This window comes from Pseudomonas sp. PGPR N4 (assembly GCF_059693665.1).
The window spans coordinates 162099-186857 of sequence record NZ_JCAUKV010000003.1; the positions used below are offsets into that span (position 1 = coordinate 162099).

Sequence of the window (24759 nt, forward strand, 5' to 3'; positions counted from 1 at the left end):
CGATACCCATGGCTATGTGGTTACGCATTCACGTTCAGCCCTGTAAAAAAGCGCTACAGCCTCCCAAAGCCGCACCGCAGCCGCAACTGACAAAAATGCCAAGTGGCGGCAGGCCAGCTTTCAGTTACAATCCGATAATTCGTAGGATGATTGGTTGAGTTGGCTGCGGCATGGGAAATGAACTGATCAAGCGTTCGCTGGTGGAGCTGGCGGTCGAGCAGTTGCGCCGGCGGATCGTCGAGGGCAGTTGGAAAGTAGGTGAGCGCCTGCCGACCGAGCCAGAGCTGGCCGCCGAGCTCGGCATCAGCCGCAATACCGTACGCGAGGCCATGCGCGTGCTTGCTTTCAGCGGTCTGGTCGAAGTCCGCCAGGGTGATGGCAGCTACCTGCGTACCGCGCAGGATCCGCTCCACGCGATACAGGCCATGGCCCGCTGCACGCCCGAACAGGCGCGCGAGACCCGCCACATTCTCGAGGCTGAAGCGATTGGTCTGGCAGCCCTGCGGCGCACCGAGCAGGACCTGCTGGAGCTGCGCGCAGCCCTTGCCGGCAGCGCCGAGCACTATCACGCCGACCTCGATACCTATGTGCACTGCGATCTGCTGTTCCACCAGCGCCTGGTCGATGCCGCGCACAACCCTGCCTTGAGCGAGCTGTACCGATACTTCTCCGGTGTCGTGGCCGCTGCCCTGGAACGCAACATGAGCGCGCTGCCGCGCTGCCAGGCGGTGTTCGATCTGCACGGAGAGATTCTCGATGCGGTTGAACAACGCGATCCGGAACGGGCCAAGCGTCTGTGCCGGGCCCTTATCGAATCCTGACTGCGAGACCATCATGGCTGACCAACTGACCCGCTCTGCGCCTGTGCGTGAGACCGAACTGGATGAACTGCTGATCGATGCCGAGGCCGATGACGAACAGGTGCAACAGCAGCCGCCAGCCATTCACCGGCCCTGGCTGTTGCTGTTGGGGCTGGTGCTGGTTGCGCTGAACCTGCGGCCGGCCCTGTCGAGCATGGCGCCAGTGCTCGGCCAGGTTGCCGAGAGCCTGGGCTTGAGTGCTGCGCAATCGGGCCTGCTGACGACCTTGCCGGTGCTGTGCCTGGGTTTGTTTGCGCCACTGGCGCCGTTGCTGGCACGCCGCTTCGGCAGTGAGCGGGTGGTACTGGGCATTCTCTTCACGTTGGCCCTGGGGATTGTCCTGCGCAGTACGTTCGGCGCGACCGGAGTATTTCTCGGCAGCCTGCTGGCGGGGGCGAGTATCGGCGTCATTGGCGTGCTCTTGCCCGGTATCGTCAAGCGCGACTTTCCCAAGCATGCCGGGACTTTGACCGGTGTCTACACCATGGCCTTGTGCCTGGGTGCAGCGCTGGCCGCTGGCGCCACCGTTCCTCTGAGCCACGCCTTGGGCGACAGCTGGTCGCTCGGCCTGGGCTTCTGGATGCTGCCGGCGCTGCTGGCGATGCTGGTGTGGTTGCCGCAGGCGAAGCAGCGGCATGCCGGGCACAAGGTCGCTTATCGCGTGCGTGGCCTGTGGCGTGACCCGCTGGCGTGGCAAGTGACGCTGTACATGGGCTTGCAGTCGTCGCTGGCGTATATCGTGTTTGGCTGGCTGCCGTCGATTCTGATCGGCCGTGGCCTGAGCCCCACCGAAGCAGGGCTGGTGTTGTCCGGTTCGGTCATCGTGCAGCTGATCAGCGCGCTGAGTGCGCCGTGGCTGGCGACCCGCGGCAAGGATCAGCGGCTGGCGATTGTGCTGGTCATGCTGGTAACACTGGTGGGTTTGTTTGGCTGCTTGTACGCGCCGTTGGCCGGGCTGTGGGGCTGGGCGGTGTTGCTTGGGCTGGGGCAGGGCGGCACTTTCGCCCTGGCGCTGACCCTGATCGTGCTGCGCTCCAAAGATGCCCACGTGGCCGCCAATCTGTCGAGCATGGCTCAAGGCGTCGGTTACACCCTGGCGTCGATGGGACCCTTTGCCGTTGGCGTGGTGCATGATCTGACGGGCGGCTGGGCTGCCTTGGGGTGGATCTTTGCCGTGATCGGTGGCGGTGCCATCCTGTTTGGCCTCAAGGCCGGCCGGGCGCTGCATGTACAGGTGACCTGTGAGCGTATCCAAGGCTGAGCAGGGGCTGGCATTCACCTGGCAAATGAGCGTGGCAATCCTTGGCGTCTGGCTTTATCGTGCCGCTGTTGACCCGGACCATGGATGCCACGCATGAGCGACACCTCACACGCCCTGATTACCCGCTTCTACCAGGCGTTCCAGCGCCTGGATGCCGAGGCCATGATCGCCTGTTACAGCGCGGACATCGTCTTCACTGACCCGGTCTTCGGTACTTTGCGCGGTCAGGAGGCGGGCGCCATGTGGCGCATGCTCACCTCGCGCGCGCAAGACTTCAGCCTGACCTTCGATCAAGTGCGTGGCGAGCCAGGCGGCGCCAGCGCGCATTGGGTGGCAACCTATCTGTTCAGCCAGACCGGGCGTACCGTGATCAACGATATCCGCGCACGGTTCGTGATCGAGGACGGTCTGATCACCGAGCACCATGACAACTTCGACCTGTGGCGCTGGTCGCGCCAGGCATTGGGCATGCCTGGCGTGCTGCTGGGTTGGACGCCGCTGCTGCAGAACAAGGTGCGTCAGCAAGCGCGCAAGGGCTTGCAGGCGTTTACCGGAGCCCGTTGAGCTGGTCTAGTCTGCACCAACCGCCTGTTCCTCCGGGGGACTCGGCCTTATCCCACGCTGCGACGATCACCTCGTTCCACGGAAACGACAGCGTTGCGGCGAAGATTTTCTTGGACATGATGAAGCCCCGTTGATGTGGGGCTCATCAAGCTAATGCCGGGCAGGAGCAAAGTCGTGAGTGAACAAGTTCCGCCTCCGGCGGAAAAACCCTGGTACGTATACCTGGTACGCGCGCTGAATGGCTCGCTGTACTGCGGTATCAGTGATGATCCGCAGCGCCGCTTCAAGGTGCACCAGCAGGGGCGTGGTGCGCGCTATTTCAAGACCAGCCCGGCGCAGGCGCTGGTCTATGTCGAAGCCTGGCCAGACCGCTCCGAGGCTTTGCGTCAGGAGCGGCTGGTGAAGAAGCTGCGCAAGTCGGCCAAGGAAGCCTTGGTCGCGTCCTGGTCTGGTTTTACTCAGCCCGACGCTTGAGCTGATCGATCAGCTGGGTTGGCAGGCCCTTGATGATCAAGGTGCCGGCTTCTTCGTCATACTCCACTTTTGACCCGAGCAAGTGCGCCTCGAAGCTGATCGACAAGCCTTCGGCACGGCCGGTGAAACGGCGGAACTGGTTCAGTGTGCGTTTATCCGCCGGGATCTCTGGCGACAGGCCGTAGTCCTTGTTGCGGATGTGATCGTAGAACGCCTTGGGCCGCTCTTCGTCGATCAAGCTGGAGAGCTCTTCAAGGCCGACCGGCTCGCCCATCTTGGTCTGGCTGGTGGCGTAGTCGACAAGGGTCTGGGTCTTCTCGCGCGCGGACTCTTCCGGCAGGTCTTCGCTCTCGACGAAATCACTGAAGGCCTTGAGCAGCGTGCGCGTTTCGCCGGGACCGTCGACGCCTTCCTGGCAGCCGATGAAGTCGCGGAAATACTCCGAGACCTTCTTGCCGTTCTTGCCCTTGATGAACGAGATGTACTGTTTGGAATTGAGGTTGTTCTTCCACTCCGACAGGTTGATCCGTGCGGCCAGGTGCAACTGCCCCAGGTCCAGGTGGCGCGAGGGCGTTACGTCGAGCTCGGCGTTCACGGCCACGCCGTCACTGTGGTGCAGCAGGGCAATCGCCAGGTACTCGGTCATGCCTTGCTGGTAATGGGCGAACAGCACGTGGCCGCCGGTGGAGAGGTTGGACTCTTCCATCAGCTTTTGCAGGTGCTCGACGGCGGTGCGACTGAAGGCGGTAAAGCCTTGCTCGTCGTTCAGGTATTGCTTGAGCCAGCCACTGAACGGGTAGGCACCGGACTCACCATGGAAGAAACCCCAGGCCTTGCCCTGCTTGGCGTTGTAGTTGTCGTTGAGGTCGGCCAGGAGGTTTTCGATGGCATCCGATGCAGCCAGCTCGTTATCCCGTGCGTGGAGCACGGCGGGGCTGCCATCGGGCTTCTTGTCGATCAGGTGGACGATGCAATGACGGATAGGCATGGAAAATCTCGGCAGTAGCTGGAGCGCGGTTTGCGAGTACTCGCGGGGCGCTGGGCAAAGTGGCTAAGTTTAACCCAGACCACCAGTGATGCAGTGGCCAGAAGTTGGCGCAAATAGCGGTTGCTGGTTTTTTGCTCAATTTTTGCCGATTTATGTGAAAAGCCCCGAATTAGCTGCATTAAATCGGCCTCGACAGCGGATATTTATCCAGTCCTGTGGTACTTTTCGCGGTCTTGCGCTGCATCAATGGCGCATCGCTGGCAGATCACTTGCGTTATGTCGAACCAAACGCCGATTTGTGTATCTACATACGCAATTGGCGCGGCCCGCCGGAATCACCGGGCTGGCCCGATACCGACGTAGCATGCTGCATAACCTCTGAATTTTTTAGGGAAGGAACACCACCATGGCATTGACCAAAGACCAACTGATTGCCGACATCGCCGAAGCAATCGACGCGCCAAAAACCACCGCTCGTAACGCCCTGGAGCAACTTGGCCAGATCGTTGCCGACCAACTGGAAAACGGCGCCGAAATCACTCTGCCAGGCATCGGCAAGCTGAAAGTCTCGGAGCGTCCTGCCCGTACCGGCCGCAACCCTTCGACTGGCGCTGCCATCGAAATCGCTGCCAAGAAAGTCGTCAAGTTCGTACCTGCGAAAGTGCTGACCGACGCCGTCAACAAGTAATTGTCGACGCTTGGATAAACCGCGCCCGGCTTGCCGGGCGCGGTTTTTTTACGCCTGCGATTTGCCCTGGCGCTGCGCATGCCAGGCTTTGCGCGCAGCTGCGTCGTGGAAGCTCCAGGCAACTACGCGGCTCTGTTTCTGCCCTTGGCCCATTGCCAGCGTCTGTACTGCTACGGCGCCAGCCTTTTTCAGTGCGGCTTCGATCACCGGCAGGTTACCCGCCTTGGACACCAGGCTGGTGAACCACAGCACCTGCGGCGCACAGGCGACGCTCTCGCTGATCAGCTGGCTGACGAAGCGGATTTCGCCGCCTTCACACCACAGCTCATTGTTTTGCCCGCCGAAGTTCAACACCGGCAGCTTGCGCTTGGGGTCTTGCTTGCCGAGGTTTTTCCATTTGCGCTGGCTGCCACGGGTAGCCTCGTCGCGCGAGCTGTGGAAGGGTGGGTTGCTCAGCGTCACATCGAAGCGCTCGTCGGGCTGTAGCAGGCCGCTGAAGATGAGCTTGCTGTTGCTTTGCTGGCGCAGTGCAACGGCCTTATGGAGGCCATTGGCCTGCACGATGGCCTTGGCCGAAGCCAGCGCCACAGGGTCGATATCGGAGCCGAGGAAGCTCCAGCGGTAGTCGCTGTGGCCGAGCAGGGGATAGATGCAATTGGCGCCGACGCCGATGTCCAGCGCGCGCACCTGAGGGCCGCGGGGGATTTCACCGCCGTTATCGGCAGCCAGCAGATCGGCGAGGACGTGCAGGTAATCGGCGCGGCCAGGGATCGGCGGGCACAGGTAGTCGGCCGGAATATCCCAGTGCTGGATACCGTACTGAGCCTTGAGCAGGGCGCGGTTGAACACGCGCACGGCTTCGGGGTTGGCAAAGTCGATGCTGGGGTTGCCGTAGGGGTTGGTAATAGTGAAACGGGCCAGATCGGGGTGGGCCTTAATCAGGGCGGGAAAGTCGTAGCGGCCCTGGTGGCGGTTTCTCGGGTGCAGGGTGGGTTTTTCGGTCATGGTCGGATCCGGTGTTGCAAGCCTTGGGGCTGCTCTGCAGCCCTTTCGCGACACAAGGCCGCTCCTACAGTAACCGCGTCAGTCTAGGTGAACGCGGTCGGTGTAGGAGCGGCCTTGTGTCGCGAAACGAGGGCAAAGCCCTCGCCGCTCAGGTCAGCAATGTCGAGTTACAGCGCTGCAATCCGCGCATGCTGCTCGGTAAAGTTGGCCAGTGCCTGTTCGGCTTCGGCCAGCTTGGCGCGTTCCTTGTCGATCACCGCAGGCGGTGCCTTGTCGACAAAGGCAGCATTCGACAGCTTGCCGCCAACGCGCTGGACTTCGCCCTGCAGACGCTGGATTTCCTTGTTCAGGCGCGCCAGCTCGGCATCCTTGTCGATCAGCCCAGCCATTGGCACCAGCACCTGCAGATCACCTACCAGTGCAGTCGCCGACAGCGGCGCTTCGTCGGCTTCACCGAGCACGGTGAACGACTCGACCTTTGCCAGCTTCTTCAGCAATGGTTCGTTTTCCTGCAGGCGGCGCTGGTCTTCGGCGCCGGCGTTCTTGAGGAACAGCGGCAGCGGTTTGCCCGGGCCGATGTTCATCTCGGCGCGGATGTTGCGCAGGCCGTTCATCAGCTGTTGCAGCCATTCGATATCGCCTTCGGCAACGGTATCGATACGGCTCTCGTTGGCCACCGGCCACGGTTGCAGCATGATCGTCTTGCCGCTGACGCCGGCCAGCGGCGCGATGCGCTGCCAGATCTCTTCGGTGATGAAGGGCATGAACGGATGCGCCAGGCGCAGTGCCACTTCAAGTACCCGCACCAGCGTGCGACGCGTGCCACGGGCGCGCTCGATCGGGGCGTTTTCGTCCCACAGGACCGGCTTGGACAGCTCCAGGTACCAGTCGCAATACTGGTTCCAGATGAACTCGTAGAGCGCCTGGCTGGCCAGGTCGAAGCGGAACTGCTCCAGCTGACGGGTCACTTCGGCTTCGGTGCGCTGCAGCTGCGAGATGATCCAGCGATCAGCCAGCGACAGCTCGTAGGCTTCGCCGTTCTGGCCGCAGTCTTCGCCCTTGTCCAGCACGTAGCGCGCGGCGTTCCAGATCTTGTTGCAGAAGTTGCGATAGCCTTCGACGCGGCCCATGTCGAACTTGATGTCGCGACCGGTCGACGCCAGCGAGCAGAAGGTAAAGCGCAAGGCATCGGTGCCGTAGCTGGCGATGCCTTCCGGGAACTCGGCCTTGGTCTGCTTGGCGATCTTCTCGGCAAGTTTTGGCTGCATCATGCCGCTGGTGCGTTTTTCCAGCAGGGCATCGAGGGTGATACCGTCGACGATGTCCAGCGGGTCAAGCACGTTGCCCTTGGACTTGGACATCTTCTGGCCTTGGCCATCACGCACCAGGCCGTGCACATAGACGGTCTTGAACGGTACCTGCGGGGTGCCGTCCTCGTTCTTCACCAGGTGCATGGTCAGCATGATCATCCGGGCAACCCAGAAGAAGATGATGTCGAAACCGGTGACCAGCACGTCGGTGGAGTGGAATTTCTTCAGGAACTCGGTTTGCTCTGGCCAGCCGAGAGTGGAGAAGGTCCACAGCCCCGAGCTGAACCAGGTATCCAGCACGTCGTCGTCCTGACGCAGTACCACGTCGCTGCCCAGCTGATGCTTGGCGCGGACTTCGGCTTCGTTGCGGCCAACGTAGACCTGGCCGGCTTCGTCGTACCAGGCCGGGATGCGGTGGCCCCACCACAGCTGACGGCTGATGCACCAGTCCTGGATGTCGCGCATCCACGAGAAGTACATGTTTTCGTACTGCTTGGGCACGAACTGGATACGGCCGTCTTCAACGGCAGCAATCGCAGGCTCGGCAAGCGGCTTGGTCGACACGTACCACTGGTCGGTCAGCCACGGCTCGATGATGGTTCCGGAACGGTCGCCCTTGGGCACCTTCAGGGCGTGGTCATCGACGCTGACCAGCAAGCCCTGGGCATCCAGGTCGGCAACCATCTGCTTGCGCGCGACAAAGCGGTCGAGGCCGGCGTACTGCGCAGGCAGACTGGTGTCGAGCTGCTCGTTGAGGCTGCCGTCGAGGTTGAACGCCTGGGCGTTGGCCAGCACCAGCGCATTCTTGTCGAAGATGTTCAGCAGCGGCAGGTTGTGACGCTTGCCGACTTCATAGTCGTTGAAGTCGTGGGCCGGGGTGATCTTCACGCAGCCGGTGCCGAACTCGGGATCGCAGTAGTCGTCGGCGATGATCGGGATAAGACGCCCGACCAGCGGCAGTTTGACGAACTTGCCGATCAGCGCCTGATAGCGCTCGTCGTTCGGGTTGACCGCAACCGCCGCGTCACCCAGCAGGGTTTCCGGGCGAGTGGTGGCGACTACCAGGTAGTCCTTGCCATCAGCGGTGGTGGCGCCATCGGCCAGCGGGTAGCGCAGGTTCCACAGGTGGCCCTTCTCGTCGTGGTTTTCCACTTCAAGGTCGGAGATTGCCGTGTGCAGCTTGGTATCCCAGTTGACCAGGCGCTTGCCGCGGTAGATCAGGCCGTCTTCATGCAGACGCACGAAGGCTTCCTTGACCGCATCGGACAAACCGTCATCCATGGTGAAGCGCTCGCGGCTCCAGTCGACCGACGAGCCCAGACGGCGGATTTGCCGGCTGATGTTGCCGCCGGACTGTTCCTTCCATTCCCAGACCTTGTCGAGGAACTGTTCGCGGCCCAGATCGTGGCGGCTCTGGCCTTTGGCCTCGAGCTGACGCTCTACCAGCATCTGCGTGGCGATACCGGCGTGGTCGGTGCCCGGCTGCCACAGGGTGTCGCGACCCTGCATGCGGCGGAAGCGGATCAGGGCATCCATGATCGCGTTGTTGAAACCATGGCCCATGTGCAGGCTGCCGGTCACGTTTGGCGGCGGGATCATGATGGTGTAGGACTCGCCTGCACCTTGTGGGGCGAAGTAGTTCTCGGACTCCCAGGTGTTGTACCAGGAAGTTTCAATGGCGTGCGGCTGGTAGGTCTTATCCATGCGCGGCGGGACCCTTAGGCATTAATTCGGGAAAGCCGAGCAGTATAACGGAGCGGCTGGTTGCACGCGACAGGCGCCTGAGTCGATCGCAGCGAGTGCTGCGTGCAGACTTCGCCAGCCGCCGCTACGCGGCACTGCGGGCTGTGCTGTTACTCGGGGCGCTTGAGCAGGCGCTCCATGCGGGCATCGAGGCGGCGCTTGATTTCGGTCTCGATGTGCGGGGTGTAGTCGTTGATGACGTCCTGCATGATCAACTGCGCGGCAGCACGCAGCTCGGCGTCCAGCCGCAGCAAGGTGTCCTGGCGGCGCGCCTGGGCAGCGTCGTCGTCCTCGGCTTCGATTTCGGCCACGGGCGTCGGCGCATGGTTGCCTTGCGGCTCGTCGAGCACCAGCGGGATTTGCTCGACGGTATCGGTCAGCAGCGGCGGTTGCAGGTTGTCGTCGCCCAGCAGCACCCGAATCGACTCGAGATCATCCAGCAGGTGGGCGGAGGTAGGCAGAGAAGAAGGCTTGTCCATCGTCGTTAAAGTCGCTGTAGGCGGTGATTGTGCAGAGCATAGCCCTGTTCCCGGTAGAAACGGAACCGTTCTCGGGCCGCCTCGCGAATCGCTGGCGCCTCGACGACGATTTCCGCTACACGCTGGAAGTTGCCGACAAAGCCTGGCACTTCGCCGCCAAGGTTGATCAGCAGGTCGGCATGGCTGCCGGCATCGTTGCCCAGGCCCAGCACCACCACGGCGTTGGCATCGACCTCGGCCAGGTCGTGGGGCACGAAGGCTTCGCCTTTGAACTGCCACAGGCGTTGGTCGAGCTGAGCGCGCTGGTCGGCATCCTCGCAATGCAGGTACACCCGATGGCCCAGCCGCCAGGCTTTCTCGCACAGCTTGCAGGCAAAATCCAACCGCGCGTCGAGGGCGTCGGTAGGCAGCACATAGAAGTCTACTTGGCTCATGATTCAGTCCGTTGGCGGCAGCCCCTGCGGGCTGCCGCCGTGCCCGGTCAGGCGTTGGCGCGGTCGAGCAGATACTGGGTCAGCATCGGCACCGGGCGGCCAGTGGCGCCCTTGTCCTTGCCGCCGCTGATCCAGGCGGTGCCGGCGATGTCCAGGTGGGCCCAGTTGTAGGCCTTGGCAAAGCGCGACAGGAAGCAGGCAGCGGTGATGGTGCCGGCCTTTGGCCCGCCGATGTTGGCGATGTCGGCGAACGGGCTGTCGAGCTGCTCCTGATACTCATCGAACAGTGGCAGCTGCCAGGCGCGGTCGTCGGCGCGCTTGCCGGCGTCGAGCAGTTGCCCGAGCAGTTCGTCGTTGTTGCCGAGCATGCCGGTGGTGTGGCTGCCTAGAGCGACGATGCAGGCGCCGGTGAGGGTGGCGATGTCGATCACCGCCTGCGGCTTGAAGCGCTCGGCGTAGGTCAGGGCGTCACACAGCACCAGACGGCCTTCGGCGTCGGTGTTTAGGATTTCGACGGTTTGCCCGCTCATGGTGGTGACGATGTCGCCCGGGCGAGTGGCATTGCCGCTCGGCATGTTCTCGGCACAGGCGAGGATGCACACCAGGTTGATCGGCAGCTTCAGTTCAAGCACGGCGCGCAGGGTGCCGAACACGCTGGCGGCGCCGCACATGTCGTACTTCATTTCATCCATGCCGGCGCCAGGCTTGAGGCTGATGCCGCCGGTGTCAAAGGTGATGCCTTTACCGACCAGAACGTAGGGTCTTTCGCTTTTTTTGCCGCCCTGGTACTGCATGACGATCAAGCGTGGCGGCTGCTCGCTGCCCTGGCCGACCGCATAGAAGGCACCCATGCCCAGTTCTTTGATTTTTTTCTCGTCGAACACTTCGACCTTGAGGCCCTTGTGCGTCTTGCCCAGCTCCTTGGCCTGTTCAGCCAGGAACACCGGGTGGCACAGGTTAGGCGGCAGGTTGCCGAGGTCGCGCGTGAAGGCCATGCCGCTGGCAATCGCGGTAGCGTGCTGCACGGCGCGTTCGACTTCGGCCAAGCCAGCCTTGTCGGCCAGCAGGGTAATTTTCTTCAGGGCGCGCGGCTCGGCTTTCTGGCTCTTGAAGCGGTCGAACACGTACTCGCCATCGAGCAGGCTTTCAGCCAGCAGACGGTATTTGCCGTAATGACCTTCGCGGCCAGTGATGGCGATATCGTCCAGCGCCAGTACGGCATCGCTGCCACCGAGGTTTTTCAGCACGCCGGCGACAGCGCTGGCCAGCTTGCGCCAGCTGCGGTCGCCAAGGTCATCCTTGCCGCTGCCGACCAGCAGCACGCGCTCGGCCTTCAAGCCGGCCAGACCGTGCAGAAGCAGGGTCTGGCCCGACTTGCCGGCCAGGTCGCCGCGCTTGAGCACGGCGCTGATGGCGCCGTTGCTGGCTTCGTCGACAGCCTTGGCGATTTCACCGAGCTTGCGCCCTTCGCCAACGGCCAGTACCAAAGTGGCGGTTTTCACCGATGCAGCAGCTACGCTCTTTACAACCAGTTCCATGTACGGGTCCCCGAATGGTCAGTCAGATAGCGCATGGGCTTTTGTCAGCCCTGGATACGCTCGATGCGAGCCTGGCCGCGTACTCGCGTGCCAGCAGGAAAGCTGCCAGTTTGAGCCTCGCGCAAGCGTGCTGACAACCCCGATGTCTGCGCTGATGCGTAGCCAAGTGACAGGCGAGGGCAATCACAGGATAATGCGCGCACTTTACATGGAGGTTCGCCCCTGGCGAACCGGCATTGGTCTTGGCTGTCTGAAGCCATTGTTTGGCGTCCGCCCCTGACAACCCAGGAGTGTCTGGTTTGATCGTCTTTCGTTATTTGTCCCGCGAGGTCCTGCTGACCTTGAGCGCCGTCAGCGCTGTGCTGCTGGTGATCATCATGAGCGGGCGTTTCATCAAATACCTGGCGCAGGCCGCACAGGGGGTCCTTGACCCGAGCGTGCTGTTCCTGATCATGGGCTTCCGGCTGCCGGGTTTCCTGCAGTTGATCCTGCCATTGGGGCTGTTCCTGGGTATCTTGCTGGCTTATGGCCGGCTGTACCTGGAAAGCGAAATGACCGTGCTGTCTGCCACCGGCATGAGCCAGCAGCGTCTGCTCGCCATGACCTTGGCACCGGCTGCGCTGGTGGCACTGCTGGTGGCCTGGCTGAGCCTGAGCCTGGCCCCGCAGGGCGTCGCTCAGGTGCAGCAGATCATCTCTCAGCAGGATGCGCTGACCGAGTTCGATACCTTGGTGCCTGGGCGTTTCCAGACCTTGCGTGACGGCTCGCGGGTGACCTACACCGAGCAACTGTCGGACGACCGCGTCAACCTCAGTGGCGTGTTCATCTCCGAGAAGCGCTTCAATCAGGACAAGACCAAGGACCGCGCGCCTTCGGTACTGGTGGCTGAAAAGGGCCACCAGGAAGTACAGGCCGACGGCAACCGCTACCTGGTGCTGGAAAACGGCTATCGCTACGACGGTAACCCCGGCCAGGCCGATTACCGCGCGATCAAGTACGACACCTATGGCGTATTGCTGCCCAAGCCTGAGGTCAGCGAAGAAGTCACCGAGCGTGAAGCCATCCCGACTTCCGAGCTGTTCGGCCAGACGGGCCTGCGTGAGCGCGCCGAGCTGCAGTGGCGCTTGTCGCTGCCGCTGCTGGTATTCATCGTGACCCTGATGGCGGTGCCGCTGTCGCGGGTCAACCCACGCCAAGGGCGCTTCCTCAAACTGTTGCCGGCGATTCTTCTCTACATGGCTTACCTGACAATGCTGATTTCCGTACGCGGCGCCCTCGAGAAGGGCAAGCTGCCAATGGCCCTGGGCATGTGGTGGGTGCACGGGTTGTTCCTGCTCATCGGCCTGGGCCTGATGTACTGGGAACCGATGCGTCTGAAACAGGCTGCACGGCGCGCGGAGGTGACCCGTGGCCAAGCTTGATCGTTATATCGGCATGAGCGTGCTGGTGGCCATTCTGGCGGTCCTCGGCATCATTCTCGGGCTGGCTTCGCTGTTTGCCTTCATCGATGAGATGGGTGACCTGAGCGACACCTACAGCGTGCTCGACGCCAGTTACTTCGTGTTACTGACCGCGCCGCGGCGGCTATACGAGATGCTGCCGATGGCGGCCTTGATCGGCTGCCTGATTGGTCTTGGCAGCCTGGCCAGCAGCAGCGAGCTGACCATCATGCGTGCGGCGGGCGTGTCCATCGGGCGCATCGTCTGGGCAGTGATGAAACCGATGCTGGTACTGATGCTGGTTGGTCTGTTGATCGGCGAATACATCGCGCCGGTGACGGAGAACAAGGGGCAGGCCGAGCGGTCGCTTGCTCAGGGTGGCGGTGAGGCGCAGAGCTCCAAGCGCGGTATGTGGCACCGGCAGGGTGATGAGTATGTGCACATCAACTCGGTGCAGCCCAATGGCTTGTTGTTGGGTGTGACCCGTTATCGCTTTGATGCCGAGCGCAAGATCATCACCTCGAGCTTTGCTCGCCGTGCTACCTACAGCACTGATCATTGGCAGCTGAATGACGTCACTACTACGCACTTCCGCGGGGATCACACTGAGGTGATCAAGGCGCCGGAAGAGCGTTGGGATGTGTCGGTTACGCCTGAGCTGCTCAATACCGTGGTGTTGGCGCCTGAGTCGCTGTCGATTACCGGGTTGTGGGATTACATCCATTACCTGGCTGATCAGGGGCTGAACAATGCGCGTTACTGGTTGGCGTTCTGGGGCAAGGTGTTGCAACCGGTGGTGACGGCGGCGCTGGTGTTGATGGCGATCTCGTTTATCTTTGGGCCGTTGCGGTCGGTGACCTTGGGGCAACGGGTGTTTACCGGTGTGCTGGTTGGGTTTACCTTCAAGATTGCTCAGGATTTGCTGGGGCCTTCTAGTCAGGTGTTTGGCTTCCCGCCGTTGTTGGCGGTGCTGTTGCCGGCTGGTATTTGTGCGTTGGCTGGGGTTTGGTTGTTGCGTAGGGCGGGGTGACCGGGGGCGGTCCGAGCTATATTTGGGCTGTTCGCGCTTAATGTGAGCTTATCCGGCTTTTTTGGTGGCTGATCGGGCCCCTTTCGCCTTTACGGCGAGTTACTTTTTTGGCAAACGCCCCAAAAACGTAACCAAAAAAGGGCTTGGCTCCACATCCGGCCCCTTCGCTGCGCTGCGGGGTTCCCTCGCTCCGGTCTTGCTCCCGGGAGGACCGCGCTGTACGGCCCATCCTGGGCCGCAGCGCTTGCCGGCCATCCATGGCCGGCACCTCCCTTCGCAAGACCTGCGCTCGGCCTCCTGAGTCGCCGGTGGATCAAGATCAAAAGCAGATCAAGATCAAGATCAAGGGCACGCCTCGCTACGCTGGCGCAGAGCGTGAGTGGCGTGGCTGCTATGTTTTCAACGGCCCAGAATCACTTCTTTTGCTTTGGCACCCTCACGAGTTCCGTCTGCGAATAGATGTCATGCCAGCCGCGTTTGCGTTTGTCGAACAATGCCCAGACAAAGCCCAGACCCAGGCACAGCCACGACGCAATCGACACGACAAAACGCAACAGCGCCTGCCACAGGCTGATGGCGCTGCCGTCGGGGTTCTGTACGCGTACGCCCCATACTTGCATGCCCAGGGTCTGGCCGCCGTGGGTCCAGAATTTGGCGAAGAAACCGAACAGCGCGAACAGCAGCACCGTCGACAGCAGCGGGTCGCCATCCAGCGCGCCGGCGTCGGTGAGGGTGCGCATGCGGTCCTGGCCAATGATCGACATCTGGATCAGCTTGTACGCCCCGGCGGTGACGATCAGCAGTGCCGTGCACAGCAGGAAGTCGTAGAACATCGCCGCCAGTCGGCGCCCGAGGCCGGCGGGTGGGAACTCGCCTTGGGGGTGCAGGGTGTGCTTGGGCATGCAGGCAACTCGTCAGGCCAAAAGCGCATTCTATGAAATTGCAGGCGTAAAAAAGCCCCCGCAGGTCAATGCGGGGGCTTTTTTATATCAGTTGTCAGGCGATTACTTGCACTTCATCAGCTTGCAGGCCTTTTTGCCCCTGAGTTGCCACGAAGCTGACCTTCTGGCCTTCTTTCAAGGTCTTGAAGCCGTCGCCCTGGATTGCGCGAAAGTGCACGAACAAGTCCGCGCCGCTGTCCGGGGTGATGAAGCCGTAGCCTTTTTCATCGTTGAACCATTTGACGGTACCGTTCTGACGCTGAGCCATTGTCTTGTTTCCCATGAATCTTCTAGAGGGTGATAACCGCGCACTGCTGGTGCAGGCAGTCGGCAAAATTACGCTGTAGTGCAGGAAACCAAGCGTCGTCGAACGGGTTGTAGCGGACCGCGGCTACTGGCCCAAGTCACGATCAATTGCGACCCATGCAAACACAGTGGGCTGAATGTACGCCAACTTTTGCGACCATGACAAGCCCTCGCATAGCACCCACCAAGAGGATCTCGGGCGCACTGTTCAATAGTGCTCCAGATACCATGGCGCCTGGGCTGGCGCCATTTTCAAAAGGTTATCGAACAGGTTCGAAATCGAATAAGCAGGCCGGCTTAGCCGCGGTAGTAACGTGGCGCAACGAAAGGCATCTTGCTGACTTTCAATGGCACGTTCTTACCCCGCACTACCGCACTCAGGGGAGTGTCGAGTGCGGTGTGGGCGAGATCGACGTAGCCCATCGCAAGCGGTGCTCCCAGGGTCGGACCGAAGCCGCCGCTGCAGACCTTGCCGACTACCTTGCCTGAGGCATCGACAATCTCGGCGCCCTCACGCACCGGAGTCCGTTCCTGCGGCAGCAAACCGACCCGTCTACGCGCCACCCCCTGGTGCTGCTGGGCGAAGATCTGCTCGGCACCGGGGAAGCCACCGGCACGTTCGCCGTCGGCGCGGCGTACCTTGGATATGGCCCAGAGCAGGCTGGCCTCGATTGGTGTGGTCGCGCTGTCCATGTCATGCCCATACAGGCACAGGCCGGCTTCCAGGCGCAGCGAGTCCCGCGCGCCAAGGCCGATGGCCTGCACTTCAGGCTCTTGCAGCAGGCGCCGGGCCAGCAGCTCTGCACCTTCGGCCGGTACCGAAATCTCGTAACCATCTTCGCCGGTGTAACCCGAGCGGCTGACGTAGCAGTCCAGACCGAGCAACTTGAGTGCACGGAACTGCATGAAGGTCATGCTCGCCACCTCTGGCGCCAGGCGCGCCAGCACCGTTGCTGCGGCCGGGCCTTGCAGGGCTAGTAGCGCACGCTCGCTAAACAGCGGCTGGATCTCGCACTGGCCTTCGAGGTGTTGGCGCAGGTGCGCCAGGTCCTGCTCCTTGCAGGCAGCATTGACCACCAGCAGCAACTCATCGTTGCCCAGGTTGGCCACCATCAAGTCATCCAGAATGCCGCCAGCGTCGTTGGTGAACATCGCATAACGCTGCATGCCGACTGGTAGGTCGATGATGTCGACCGGTACCAGGGTTTCCAGCGCCTGCGCCGCAGCGCTGCCGCTGAGGCGGATCTGGCCCATGTGCGAGACGTCGAACAAACCGGCCTGGGCGCGGGTGTGCTGGTGTTCCTTGAGCACGCCGAGCGGGTACTGCACCGGCATGTCATAACCGGCGAACGGCACCATGCGCGCGCCCAGTTCCAGGTGCAGCGCGTGCAGCGGGGTCTTGTGCAGCTGTACTTCGGACATCGGTGACTCCTTGAGAGTGGTTCAGATCAACATTCGATGATGTTGACGGCCAGACCGCCGCGGGCGGTCTCCTTGTATTTGCTTTTCATGTCGGCGCCGGTCTGGCGCATGGTGCGGATCACCTTGTCGAGCGAGACGAAGTGCTGGCCATCGCCGCGCAAGGCCATGCGCACAGCATTGATCGCCTTGACCGAGCCCATCGCGTTGCGCTCGATGCACGGCACCTGGACCAGCCCGCCAATCGGGTCGCAGGTCAGCCCGAGGTTGTGCTCCATGCCGATTTCGGCGGCGTTCTCGACTTGCTGGGCAGTGCCGCCCATGACCTCGCACAACGCCCCGGCAGCCATCGAACAGGCTACGCCGACCTCGCCCTGACAGCCGACTTCGGCGCCGGAAATCGACGCGTTTTCCTTGTACAGAATGCCGATCGCTGCGGCGGCCAGCAGGAACCGCACCACGCCGTCCTCGTTGGCACCGGGCACAAAGCGCATGTAGTAGTGCAGCACGGCCGGGATGATCCCGGCGGCACCGTTGGTGGGCGCTGTGACCACGCGCCCGCCGTTGGCGTTTTCTTCGTTGACCGCCAGTGCATACAGGTTGACCCAGTCGAGCACTGACAAGGCATCGCGCAGGCTGGCTTCCGGGTGCTGGCTGAGCTGACGGTATAGCGCCGCCGCACGGCGTTTGACCTTGAGTCCTCCAGGCAGGATGCCTTCGTGCTGGCAGCCGGCAGTGACGCAGTCCTGCATGACCTGCCAGATCCGCAGCAGGCCGTCCCGGGTTTCCTGTTCCGGTCGCCAGGCCGCTTCGTTGGCCAGCATCACCTGGCTGAACGAAAGCTGCTGCGCGCTGCAATGGGCGAGCAACTGTTTGCCGGTGGTGAACGGGTAGGCCAGGACGGTGCGGTCTTCGACGATGCGGTCGTGCCCGGCCGCTTCTTCATCGACCACGAAGCCGCCGCCAACCGAGTAATACTCGCGGCTGCGCAACTGCAAACCGGCCTCGTCGAAGGCGCGAAAGATCATGCCGTTGGGGTGATAGTCGAGCGGCTTGCGGATCATCGCCAGGTGCTGCTTTTCGTTGAAGGCGATTTCGTGCTCACCGAGCAGACACAGCCGGCCACTGCTGCGAATAGCCTGCAGACGCGGGGCGATGCTGTCGGTATCGACGCTGTCGGGCTGGGCGCCTTCAAGGCCGAGCAACACCGCCTTGTCGCTGCCGTGGCCCTTGCCGGTGGCACCGAGCGAGCCATACAGCTCGGCCTTGACGCTGGCCGTCTGGCTCAGCAGGCCGTCGCGGCGCAGTCCTTCGGCGAAGCGCGCGGCCGCGCGCATCGGCCCAACCGTGTGTGAGCTGGAGGGGCCGATGCCAATTTTGAACAGGTCGAACACGCTCAGGGACATGGATTGCTCCTCGGAACAGGCCTGGCTGTCGGGTGCGCCCGCCTCCAGTGGAGGCGGGCGAGGCGGCTATCAGACGTCCTGATAGCTCTCGATCGACGGGCAGGCGCAGATCAGGTTGCGATCACCAAACACGTTGTCGACCCGACCCACTGGTGGCCAGTACTTGGCTTCTACCAGGCTTGGCAGCGGGTACACCGCCTGCTCGCGGCTGTAGCCGTGGGCCCATTCACCGACCAGCTCGGCGGCGGTGTGCGGGGCGTTCTTCAGCGGGTTGTCATCCTTGTCCAGGTAGCCGTTTTCGACGGCGCGGATCTCTTCGCGAATCTTGATCATGGCATCGCAGAAGCGGTCCAGTTCTTCCCGCGATTCACTTTCGGTCGGCTCGATCATCAACGTGCCGGCCACCGGGAACGACATGGTCGGGGCGTGGAAGCCGTAGTCGATCAGGCGCTTGGCCACGTCATCGACGCTGATGCCGCTGCTGTCCTTGAGCGGGCGCAGGTCAAGAATGCACTCGTGCGCCACCAGGCCATTGCTGCCGGTGTACAACACAGGATAGTGCTCTTCCAGGCGGCGTGCGATGTAGTTGGCGTTGAGGATGGCCATTTGCGAGGCGCGGGTCAGGCCAGCGCCACCCATCATGCGGATGTACATCCAGGTGATCGGCAGGATGCTGGCGCTGCCGAACGGCGCGGCGCAGACCGCACCGGCGGTGTTTTCCAGCGCGGCGTGGCCGGGCAGGAACGGCGCCAGGTGGGACTTGACGCCAATCGGGCCGACGCCTGGGCCGCCACCGCCGTGGGGGATGCAGAAGGTCTTGTGCAGGTTCAGGTGCGAGACGTCGCCACCGAACTTGCCCGGCGCGCACAGGCCGACCATGGCGTTCATGTTGGCGCCGTCGATGTACACCTGGCCGCCGTTGTCATGGATGATCGCGCAGATTTCGCCGATGGCTTCCTCGAACACGCCATGGGTGGACGGGTAGGTGATCATGATCGCTGCCAGCTGCTCGCGGTGCTCGACGGCCTTGGCGCGCAGGTCGGCGATGTCGACGTTGCCGCGTGCATCGCAGGCGGTCACTACCACACGCATACCCGCCATGTGCGCGGTAGCCGGGTTGGTGCCGTGTGCCGACGACGGGATCAGGCAGATATTGCGGTGCGCGTCACCACGGCTGCGGTGGTAGGCACGGATCGCCAGCAAGCCGGCGTACTCGCCCTGGGAGCCGGCGTTGGGTTGCAGCGACACCGCGTCATAGCCGGTGGCAGCGCAGAGCATCGCCTCCAGCTCGTTGGTCATCTGCAGGTAGCCCTGGCTTTGCTCGGCGGGGGCGAACGGGTGCAGGTTGCCGAATTCGGCCCAGGTTACCGGGATCATTTCGCTGGCGGCGTTGAGCTTCATGGTGCAGGAGCCCAGCGGGATCATGCTGCGGTCCAGCGCCAGGTCCTTGTCGGCCAGCTTGCGCAGGTAGCGCATCAGCTCGGTTTCGCTGTGGTAGCGGTTGAACACCGGGTGTTCGAGGATCGCCGACTGCCGACGCAGCGCTGCTGGCAGGCGAGACTCATCGACCGCAGCCAGGGCGGCGAAGTCAGGCAGCGACTGCTCGCCGGCAAATAGCTGCCAGAGTGCTTCGACGTCAGCCTGGGTGCTGGTTTCATCAAGCGACAGGCCCAGTTGCTCGGCGTCGATCTGGCGCAGGTTGATGCGCTGCTCGCGGGCTTTTTGGTGCAGGGCGGCGGTGGTTGCGCCGGTGGCCAGGGTCAGCGTGTCGAAATACGCCTGGGTCTGCAGGGTGACGCCCAGTTGCTGCAGGCCAGCGGCGAGAATTGCGGTGAGCGCGTGAGTACGCTCGGCGATGCGCTTGAGGCCAGCCGGGCCGTGGTAAACGGCATACATGCCGGCGATGTTGGCCAGCAGGACCTGCGCGGTGCAGATGTTGCTGGTGGCCTTCTCGCGGCGGATATGTTGCTCGCGGGTCTGCATGGCCAGGCGCAGGGCGGTCTTGCCGAAGCGATCGATCGACACGCCGACCAGGCGGCCTGGCATATCGCGTTTGAATGCATCGCGGGTGGCGAAGTAGGCCGCGTGCGGGCCGCCGAAGCCCAGCGGCACGCCGAAGCGCTGCGCGCTGCCGATGGCCACGTCGGCTTCAAATTCACCGGGTGGGGTCAGCAAGGTCAGCGCCAGCAGGTCAGCGGCCACCGCGACCAGGGCGTTGCCGGCGTGCAGGCGCTGGACCAGTTCGCGGTAGTCGAACACATCGCCATTGCTGGCCGGGTATTGCAGCAGCGCGCCGAAGAAGCGGCTGGTGTCATCCAGTGTGCGCTCGTCACCGATCACCACTTCGATGCCCAACGGCTCGGCACGGGTGCGCAGCACGTCGAGGGTCTGCGGGTGGCAATGCTGCGAAGCGAAGAAGCTGTGGCTGGCCTTGTTTTTCGACAGGCGCTTGCAGAAGGTCATGGCTTCGGCGGCGGCGGTGGCTTCGTCGAGCAGCGAGGCGTTGGCGATCGGCAGTCCGGTCAGGTCACTGATCATGGTCTGGAAGTTCAGCAGGGCTTCCAGGCGGCCTTGGGAGATCTCTGGCTGGTAAGGCGTGTAGGCGGTGTACCAGGCCGGGTTTTCCAGCAGGTTGCGCAGGATCGGGGCAGGCGTGTGGGTGTTGTAGTAGCCCTGGCCGATCAGGCTTTTGAACAGCTGGTTCTTGCCAGCGATGGCTTTCAGCGCGGCAAGCGCCTCGGCTTCACTCTGGCCGTCGCTGCTGCCGAGCACGCTGGTGCCCTTGATGCTGTCGGGGATCACCGCGGCGCTCATGGCGTCGAGGCTGTCAAAACCCAACTTGGCGAGCATGCTCTGCTCGTCAGCGGTGCGCGGGCCGATATGGCGGGCGATGAATTCGTTGGCAGTGCCGAGGTTACTGGTCATGGTCGGTCCTCAAGCGTCAGCGTTGGCTTTGATCAGGCGGTCGTAGGCATCCTGGTCAAGCAGTTTAGCCACGGCGTCGGCATCGGCCGGCTGGAAGCGGAAAAACCAGCCTGCGCCCAACGGGTCTTCGTTGACCAGTTCAGGGTTGTCAGCCAGTTGCTGATTGACCTCGAGCACTTCACCGGTCAGTGGCATGTACACGCCACTGGCGGCTTTCACTGATTCCACGGTGGAGGCTTCTGCGCCTTGCTCGTAGTGCTGCAGCTCAGGCAGTTGCACGTACACCACGTCACCCAAGGCGTTCTGGGCAAAGGCGGTGATGCCTACGGTGACGCTGCCGTCGGCTTCGCTGCGCAGCCATTCGTGATCTTCAGTGAAACGCAATTCGCTCATGGGGATTCCTCAAGGAAACAGGGCGTTGGCGCGGTCTTCCGCGCTCTTGGGTTGAGAATTGGTTAGCAATAACGTTGCCAATTGAAGAATATTTAATAAATTCAATGACTTGCATTTATTTCGGGCTAATTGTTGGCAGATATTGGAATGATTTCGATACGGGCGGGGTGGGGTAGAAATGCTTAGAGGTATCAAACCCTTGCATATGTGGTGCTTCGGCATGGTGGAACGTATTCGATACGGTGTGTTGAAATCGATACGGTGGCGTTTGGAAAGGGGCCGCTTTGCGGCCCTTCGCGGGTAAACCCGCTCCCACAGGGTTTTGCAGCGCAGTCCAATCTGTGGGAGCGGGTTCACCCGCGAAGGCCCGCAGAGCGGCCCGAATGTGGCAGGTGTAAGCCTTGATACGGGTCCATCCGGTATTTGCAGGTGGAGCGTGGCCAAAAAAAAGGCGCCCAGAAGGGCGCCAAAAGATCCACCTTTACCAAAGGAGCGCTTGGCTACTCAAGGTGAATGGGTACAACTTGCGGTATTACAGGATCGACAACGGGTATTCGATTATCAGGCGAACTTCATCCAGGTCCGATTCAAAGGCGGTAGCGCGGGTGTTGGCCTGGCGCATGCGCACTGACAAGTTCTTGGCCGGGCCCGCCTGCACCACGTACTTGACCTCGATGTTGCGCTCCCAGCGTTTCTGCTCGGTGAGCGGGTCGCCGTTGCTGTCAGTACGCAGGTAGAAGCGGTTGGCGTTGCTGTAGTCCGCGCCGCTGCCACGGGCATAACGGGTCATGAACGACAGCCCGGGGATCCCATAGCTGGCCATGTCCAGGTCGTAGCGCAGCATCCATGAGCGCTCTTTCGGCGAGTTGAAATCGCTGTACTGGATCGAGTTGTCGACAAAGATCGAATCCGACTGGCGCAGGTAATCGAAATCGTCGTCGCCGTTGTTGCGCTGGTGTGACAGGGCCAACGTATGCGCGCCAAATTGAACGCCTACTTTGGCGCTCCAGATGTTGTTGTTGAATTCGCCCAGGCGCTGTTTGCCTTGATCGACAGCCTTGTAGTAATTGGCACCGCCGATCAACGCCAATTGATCGCTCAACGGATAATTCAGGCTGATGCCGGTGTAGTACTGATTCCACACGTCTTTCAACTGACTGGCATAGGCGCTGACACTGATGGTGTCGTTGACCTGGTAATCACCGCCGCCGTAGCCGATCCACGGTGAGTCCACTGCGCCGCCGTAGAACGTGACGAAGCTGTCATTGAGGTCGCTGGAGACCGGCTGGCTCATTGCATGCAGACGGCCACCTTGCACGGTCAGGCCATCGATGCTGGTGTTCTCGACGGTGACGCCACGAAAACTCTCTGGCAGCAGCCGCGAATCGCCGGCAGCCACCACTGGCGTCGACGGGAACACATCACCGACTCTGACCGTGGTGTCGAACAGGCGCACCTTGGCCGCAGCGCCGAGTTTGCTGTACTCATCGCGGGCCTCGCCATTGCTGGCGACAGGCAGGATGTCGAAGGAGCTGCGGCCGCCGTTGCGCCCGTCGCCGGTGTCGAGTTTCAGCCCGAGCATGGCAAAGGCGTCGATACCGAAGCCGACTGTACCTTGGGTGAACCCGGAACTGAAACGGCTGATGATCGCGTGGGCCCAGGCCTCGGAGTAGCCGTTGGTATTGCCCTTGCCGCTGTTGTAAGTGGGCGCTGCCGCGCTGCGATCATCCCGATTGAAATAGAAATTGCGGTTGAGGACGGTCAGGCTACTGCCTTCGATAAAACCTTCGGCTTGGTCAGCAGCGTTAGCCGAAACTGCACAAGTTGCCGATAACGCGGAACTTGCCGCTACACACAGCGCTAGTTTGACATTCATCCAGAGCTCCCCTGATACGGCAGTTTTTATTAGTGTGCCAAAGGTTGTTTTTATGAAATCTGCCTCGGCGGCGCAGGGATATTTGCGCTGGATATATCGTTGCAGTCAGAAGATAACGGCAGGGTAATCCGATCATTACAATTTGGTCATTTGCCTGTTGCCCGACCACGTCAACGGGACGCGCTGGAAAGTCACGCCGCATTCACTTCCTTGCAAAATTGTAATGTTGCCGCCACCGCGCTGATAGCTGCCGTTCATTAGCGTGCCTGCACTTGATTCAACAGGGCTTGGCGGCGGCCGCAGGGTGCTTGCCAGGTTTCAGTGAAATGTGTGCAGAGGACCCTTACCGTGCCCCGGTTCAACCGTTCCACCTTGATCAGCAAGCCAGCCTGGGCGTGCCGGCTGCTGGCTGTCTGCGCGCTGATCGGCGCCGGCCTGCCCGCGCCGGCACTGGCCCAGGGCCTGAGTTTGACCCAGGCCCTGGCCCAGGCCATGGCGGCCAACCCGCAGTTGGCAGCTGCCCGCCAGGAAATCGGCATCGCTCAAGGTGCGCGTGACCAGGCTGGGGTCATGCCCAACCCTGAGCTGTCTTACGAGGTTGAAGACACTGACCGCAACAGCAGCACGACCACGGTCACGCTCAGCCAGGCACTGGAGCTGGGTGGCAAGCGTGGTGCGCGCATCGAAGCTGCCAGCTACGGGCAGAGCGTCGCCCAGCTGGAGCTGGCGCGTCAGGTCAACAGCCTGCGCGCCGATGTTGTAGAGGCCTTTCATGCCGCGCTGCGCGCGCAGGTCGGGGTCGATCTGGCGCGCCAGTCGCAGCAGCTCGGCGAACGCGGCCTGAAGGTTGTCGATGGCCGGGTGCGGGCGGGCAAGTCGTCGCCGGTCGAGGCGACCCGCGCCCAGGTCGAGCTGGCCGAAGCGCGCCTGCAGTTGCGCCGTGCTGAAACCGAACAGGCCATGGCTTACCAGAACCTGGCCCTGATCAGCGGCAGCGCCACTGCCGATGTTCAGCGGCTGGATGCGCCGAGCCTGTCGCCTGGCTTGCCGCCATCCTCCGTCGACCTGCTGGCCCGGCTCGAGCAGACCGCCGAGATGCGCCACGCGCTTGCCGTGATCGACCAGAGCGATGCCGCGCTTGGCTCGGAAAAGGCCCTGCGCGTGCCCAACCTCACCGTCAGTGTCGGCAGCCAATACGACCGCACCGTGCGCGAGCGGGTCAACGTGGTCGGCCTGTCGATGCCCTTGCCGCTGTTCGATCGCAACCAGGGCAACGTGCTCTCGGCTGCGCGCCGCGCCGATCAGGCGCGCGACCAACGCAACGCGGTCGAGCAGCGGCTGCGCAGTGAAACCCAGACCGCGCTGCTGCAATGGACCCGCGCAATGCACGAGGTCGAGACCTACGAGCAGACCATCCTACCGGCAGCCCAGCAGGCGCTCGACAGCGCCACGCGCGGTTTCGAAATGGGCAAGTTCGGCTTTATCGAAGTGCTCGATGCCCAGCGCACCTTGATCACCGCACGCGGCCAGTACCTCGACTCGCTGGGCGCCGCCAGTGCTGCCCGGGCGCAAGTGGAACGGATCTACGGCGACCTTGATGGTGCCGTTGCCGCGCGTTGAGCGGCCAGACGCTTTATTCGGTACCTGGCGGCTGAGCCCGTCACTGCCCACGATCAGCAG

The 24759-nt window shown here is 62.4% G+C and carries 21 protein-coding genes; 8 read left to right on the forward strand and 13 right to left on the reverse strand.

Going from position 1 to position 24759, the window contains the following annotated elements:
* Nucleotides 1–170 precede the first annotated feature (170 nt).
* The 4 genes from AC58X1_RS14540 to AC58X1_RS14555 all read left to right on the forward strand — a co-directional run bounded on the left by AC58X1_RS14540 (nt 171) and on the right by AC58X1_RS14555 (nt 3159).
* Complete coding sequence (locus tag AC58X1_RS14540; protein ID WP_101316890.1) at nt 171–821, forward strand: FadR/GntR family transcriptional regulator; 651 nt, start codon at nt 171–173, stop codon at nt 819–821.
* Between the two features lie 13 nt (nt 822–834).
* On the forward strand, nt 835–2121 hold the full coding sequence (locus tag AC58X1_RS14545; RefSeq protein ID WP_497429028.1) for a CynX/NimT family MFS transporter: 1287 nt from the start codon (nt 835–837) through the stop codon (nt 2119–2121).
* Between the two features lie 93 nt (nt 2122–2214).
* The gene (locus AC58X1_RS14550; protein ID WP_497429029.1) at nt 2215–2685 is read left to right on the forward strand and encodes a nuclear transport factor 2 family protein; all 471 of its coding nucleotides are present in this window, start codon (nt 2215–2217) and stop codon (nt 2683–2685) included.
* Between the two features lie 174 nt (nt 2686–2859).
* Nucleotides 2860–3159: a GIY-YIG nuclease family protein gene (locus AC58X1_RS14555; RefSeq protein ID WP_101316896.1), complete on the forward strand. Its 300-nt coding sequence runs from the start codon at nt 2860–2862 to the stop codon at nt 3157–3159.
* Here AC58X1_RS14555 and yejK read toward each other — a convergent pair.
* Entirely contained in the window at nt 3140–4147 is a 1008-nt protein-coding gene (gene yejK / locus AC58X1_RS14560; RefSeq protein ID WP_101316898.1) for a nucleoid-associated protein YejK, read from the reverse strand. The genes AC58X1_RS14555 and yejK overlap by 20 nt on opposite strands.
* A 406-nt stretch (nt 4148–4553) precedes the next feature.
* Between yejK and AC58X1_RS14565 the strand changes: the two genes are divergently transcribed.
* On the forward strand, nt 4554–4835 hold the full coding sequence (locus AC58X1_RS14565) for an HU family DNA-binding protein (protein ID WP_029613585.1): 282 nt from the start codon (nt 4554–4556) through the stop codon (nt 4833–4835).
* Between the two features lie 48 nt (nt 4836–4883).
* On the opposite strand, the gene rlmF is transcribed toward AC58X1_RS14565, so the two are convergent.
* From rlmF to AC58X1_RS14590, 5 genes are all read right to left on the reverse strand, one after another.
* Nucleotides 4884–5840, reverse strand: a complete 957-nt coding sequence (rlmF, locus tag AC58X1_RS14570; RefSeq protein WP_220633147.1) for a 23S rRNA (adenine(1618)-N(6))-methyltransferase RlmF — start codon at nt 5838–5840, stop codon at nt 4884–4886.
* Between the two features lie 167 nt (nt 5841–6007).
* Nucleotides 6008–8854 (reverse strand): valine--tRNA ligase, encoded by a 2847-nt coding sequence (locus tag AC58X1_RS14575; protein ID WP_150570831.1) that lies wholly within the window; start codon nt 8852–8854, stop codon nt 6008–6010.
* Between the two features lie 149 nt (nt 8855–9003).
* Nucleotides 9004–9372, reverse strand: coding sequence for a DNA polymerase III subunit chi (locus AC58X1_RS14580; protein WP_101316904.1), 369 nt, complete (start codon nt 9370–9372; stop codon nt 9004–9006).
* Between the two features lie 5 nt (nt 9373–9377).
* Nucleotides 9378–9806: a DNA polymerase III subunit chi gene (locus AC58X1_RS14585; protein ID WP_101316906.1), complete on the reverse strand. Its 429-nt coding sequence runs from the start codon at nt 9804–9806 to the stop codon at nt 9378–9380.
* 47 nt (nt 9807–9853) lie between these two features.
* Entirely contained in the window at nt 9854–11344 is a 1491-nt protein-coding gene (locus AC58X1_RS14590) for a leucyl aminopeptidase (protein ID WP_497429030.1), read from the reverse strand.
* 299 nt (nt 11345–11643) lie between these two features.
* Here AC58X1_RS14590 and lptF point away from each other — a divergent pair, with 299 nt between their 5' ends.
* Nucleotides 11644–12765, forward strand: coding sequence for an LPS export ABC transporter permease LptF (gene lptF, locus AC58X1_RS14595; RefSeq protein ID WP_101316910.1), 1122 nt, complete (start codon nt 11644–11646; stop codon nt 12763–12765).
* Entirely contained in the window at nt 12752–13813 is a 1062-nt protein-coding gene (gene lptG / locus AC58X1_RS14600) for an LPS export ABC transporter permease LptG (RefSeq protein WP_101316912.1), read from the forward strand. The genes lptF and lptG overlap by 14 nt, the downstream gene beginning before the upstream one ends.
* Before the next feature lie 413 nt (nt 13814–14226).
* Here the strand turns inward: lptG and AC58X1_RS14605 are convergent, their stop codons facing one another.
* The 7 genes from AC58X1_RS14605 to AC58X1_RS14635 all read right to left on the reverse strand — a co-directional run bounded on the left by AC58X1_RS14605 (nt 14227) and on the right by AC58X1_RS14635 (nt 23079).
* Nucleotides 14227–14715: an RDD family protein gene (locus tag AC58X1_RS14605; RefSeq protein WP_101316914.1), complete on the reverse strand. Its 489-nt coding sequence runs from the start codon at nt 14713–14715 to the stop codon at nt 14227–14229.
* Nucleotides 14716–14809: 94 nt separating this feature from the next.
* Nucleotides 14810–15022: a cold-shock protein gene (locus AC58X1_RS14610; RefSeq protein WP_497429179.1), complete on the reverse strand. Its 213-nt coding sequence runs from the start codon at nt 15020–15022 to the stop codon at nt 14810–14812.
* A gap of 335 nt (nt 15023–15357) precedes the next feature.
* A complete protein-coding gene (gene gcvT / locus AC58X1_RS14615) occupies nt 15358–16482 on the reverse strand; it encodes a glycine cleavage system aminomethyltransferase GcvT (protein WP_497429031.1) in 1125 nt (374 codons plus the stop codon).
* 26 nt (nt 16483–16508) lie between these two features.
* Complete coding sequence (locus AC58X1_RS14620; protein WP_497429032.1) at nt 16509–17885, reverse strand: L-serine ammonia-lyase; 1377 nt, start codon at nt 17883–17885, stop codon at nt 16509–16511.
* Between the two features lie 69 nt (nt 17886–17954).
* The gene (gene gcvP, locus AC58X1_RS14625; protein ID WP_497429033.1) at nt 17955–20810 is read right to left on the reverse strand and encodes an aminomethyl-transferring glycine dehydrogenase; all 2856 of its coding nucleotides are present in this window, start codon (nt 20808–20810) and stop codon (nt 17955–17957) included.
* Nucleotides 20811–20819: 9 nt separating this feature from the next.
* Complete coding sequence (gene gcvH / locus AC58X1_RS14630; RefSeq protein WP_101316925.1) at nt 20820–21203, reverse strand: glycine cleavage system protein GcvH; 384 nt, start codon at nt 21201–21203, stop codon at nt 20820–20822.
* Between the two features lie 532 nt (nt 21204–21735).
* Nucleotides 21736–23079: an OprD family porin gene (locus tag AC58X1_RS14635; protein ID WP_497429034.1), complete on the reverse strand. Its 1344-nt coding sequence runs from the start codon at nt 23077–23079 to the stop codon at nt 21736–21738.
* A 348-nt stretch (nt 23080–23427) separates the two neighbouring features.
* On the opposite strand from AC58X1_RS14635, the gene AC58X1_RS14640 reads away from it, so the two are divergent.
* Entirely contained in the window at nt 23428–24699 is a 1272-nt protein-coding gene (locus AC58X1_RS14640) for a TolC family protein (RefSeq protein ID WP_259075705.1), read from the forward strand.
* Nucleotides 24700–24759 lie beyond the last annotated feature (60 nt).

Excerpts from the sequence above, each read along its gene's own strand:
- AC58X1_RS14540 (WP_101316890.1), top strand. The coding sequence starts at position 171 with ATGGGAAATGAACTGATCAAGCGTTCGCTGGTGGAGCTGGCGGTCGAG.
- AC58X1_RS14545 (WP_497429028.1), top strand. The coding sequence starts at position 835 with ATGGCTGACCAACTGACCCGCTCTGCGCCTGTGCGTGAGACCGAACTG.
- AC58X1_RS14550 (WP_497429029.1), top strand. The coding sequence starts at position 2,215 with ATGAGCGACACCTCACACGCCCTGATTACCCGCTTCTACCAGGCGTTC.
- yejK (WP_101316898.1), bottom strand. The coding sequence starts at position 4,147 with ATGCCTATCCGTCATTGCATCGTCCACCTGATCGACAAGAAGCCCGAT.
- AC58X1_RS14565 (WP_029613585.1), top strand. The coding sequence starts at position 4,554 with ATGGCATTGACCAAAGACCAACTGATTGCCGACATCGCCGAAGCAATC.
- rlmF (WP_220633147.1), bottom strand. The coding sequence starts at position 5,840 with ATGACCGAAAAACCCACCCTGCACCCGAGAAACCGCCACCAGGGCCGC.
- AC58X1_RS14575 (WP_150570831.1), bottom strand. The coding sequence starts at position 8,854 with ATGGATAAGACCTACCAGCCGCACGCCATTGAAACTTCCTGGTACAAC.
- AC58X1_RS14580 (WP_101316904.1), bottom strand. The coding sequence starts at position 9,372 with ATGGACAAGCCTTCTTCTCTGCCTACCTCCGCCCACCTGCTGGATGAT.
- AC58X1_RS14585 (WP_101316906.1), bottom strand. The coding sequence starts at position 9,806 with ATGAGCCAAGTAGACTTCTATGTGCTGCCTACCGACGCCCTCGACGCG.
- AC58X1_RS14590 (WP_497429030.1), bottom strand. The coding sequence starts at position 11,344 with ATGGAACTGGTTGTAAAGAGCGTAGCTGCTGCATCGGTGAAAACCGCC.
- AC58X1_RS14605 (WP_101316914.1), bottom strand. The coding sequence starts at position 14,715 with ATGCCCAAGCACACCCTGCACCCCCAAGGCGAGTTCCCACCCGCCGGC.
- AC58X1_RS14610 (WP_497429179.1), bottom strand. The coding sequence starts at position 15,022 with ATGGCTCAGCGTCAGAACGGTACCGTCAAATGGTTCAACGATGAAAAA.
- gcvT (WP_497429031.1), bottom strand. The coding sequence starts at position 16,482 with ATGTCCGAAGTACAGCTGCACAAGACCCCGCTGCACGCGCTGCACCTG.
- AC58X1_RS14620 (WP_497429032.1), bottom strand. The coding sequence starts at position 17,885 with ATGTCCCTGAGCGTGTTCGACCTGTTCAAAATTGGCATCGGCCCCTCC.
- gcvP (WP_497429033.1), bottom strand. The coding sequence starts at position 20,810 with ATGACCAGTAACCTCGGCACTGCCAACGAATTCATCGCCCGCCATATC.
- gcvH (WP_101316925.1), bottom strand. The coding sequence starts at position 21,203 with ATGAGCGAATTGCGTTTCACTGAAGATCACGAATGGCTGCGCAGCGAA.
- AC58X1_RS14635 (WP_497429034.1), bottom strand. The coding sequence starts at position 23,079 with ATGAATGTCAAACTAGCGCTGTGTGTAGCGGCAAGTTCCGCGTTATCG.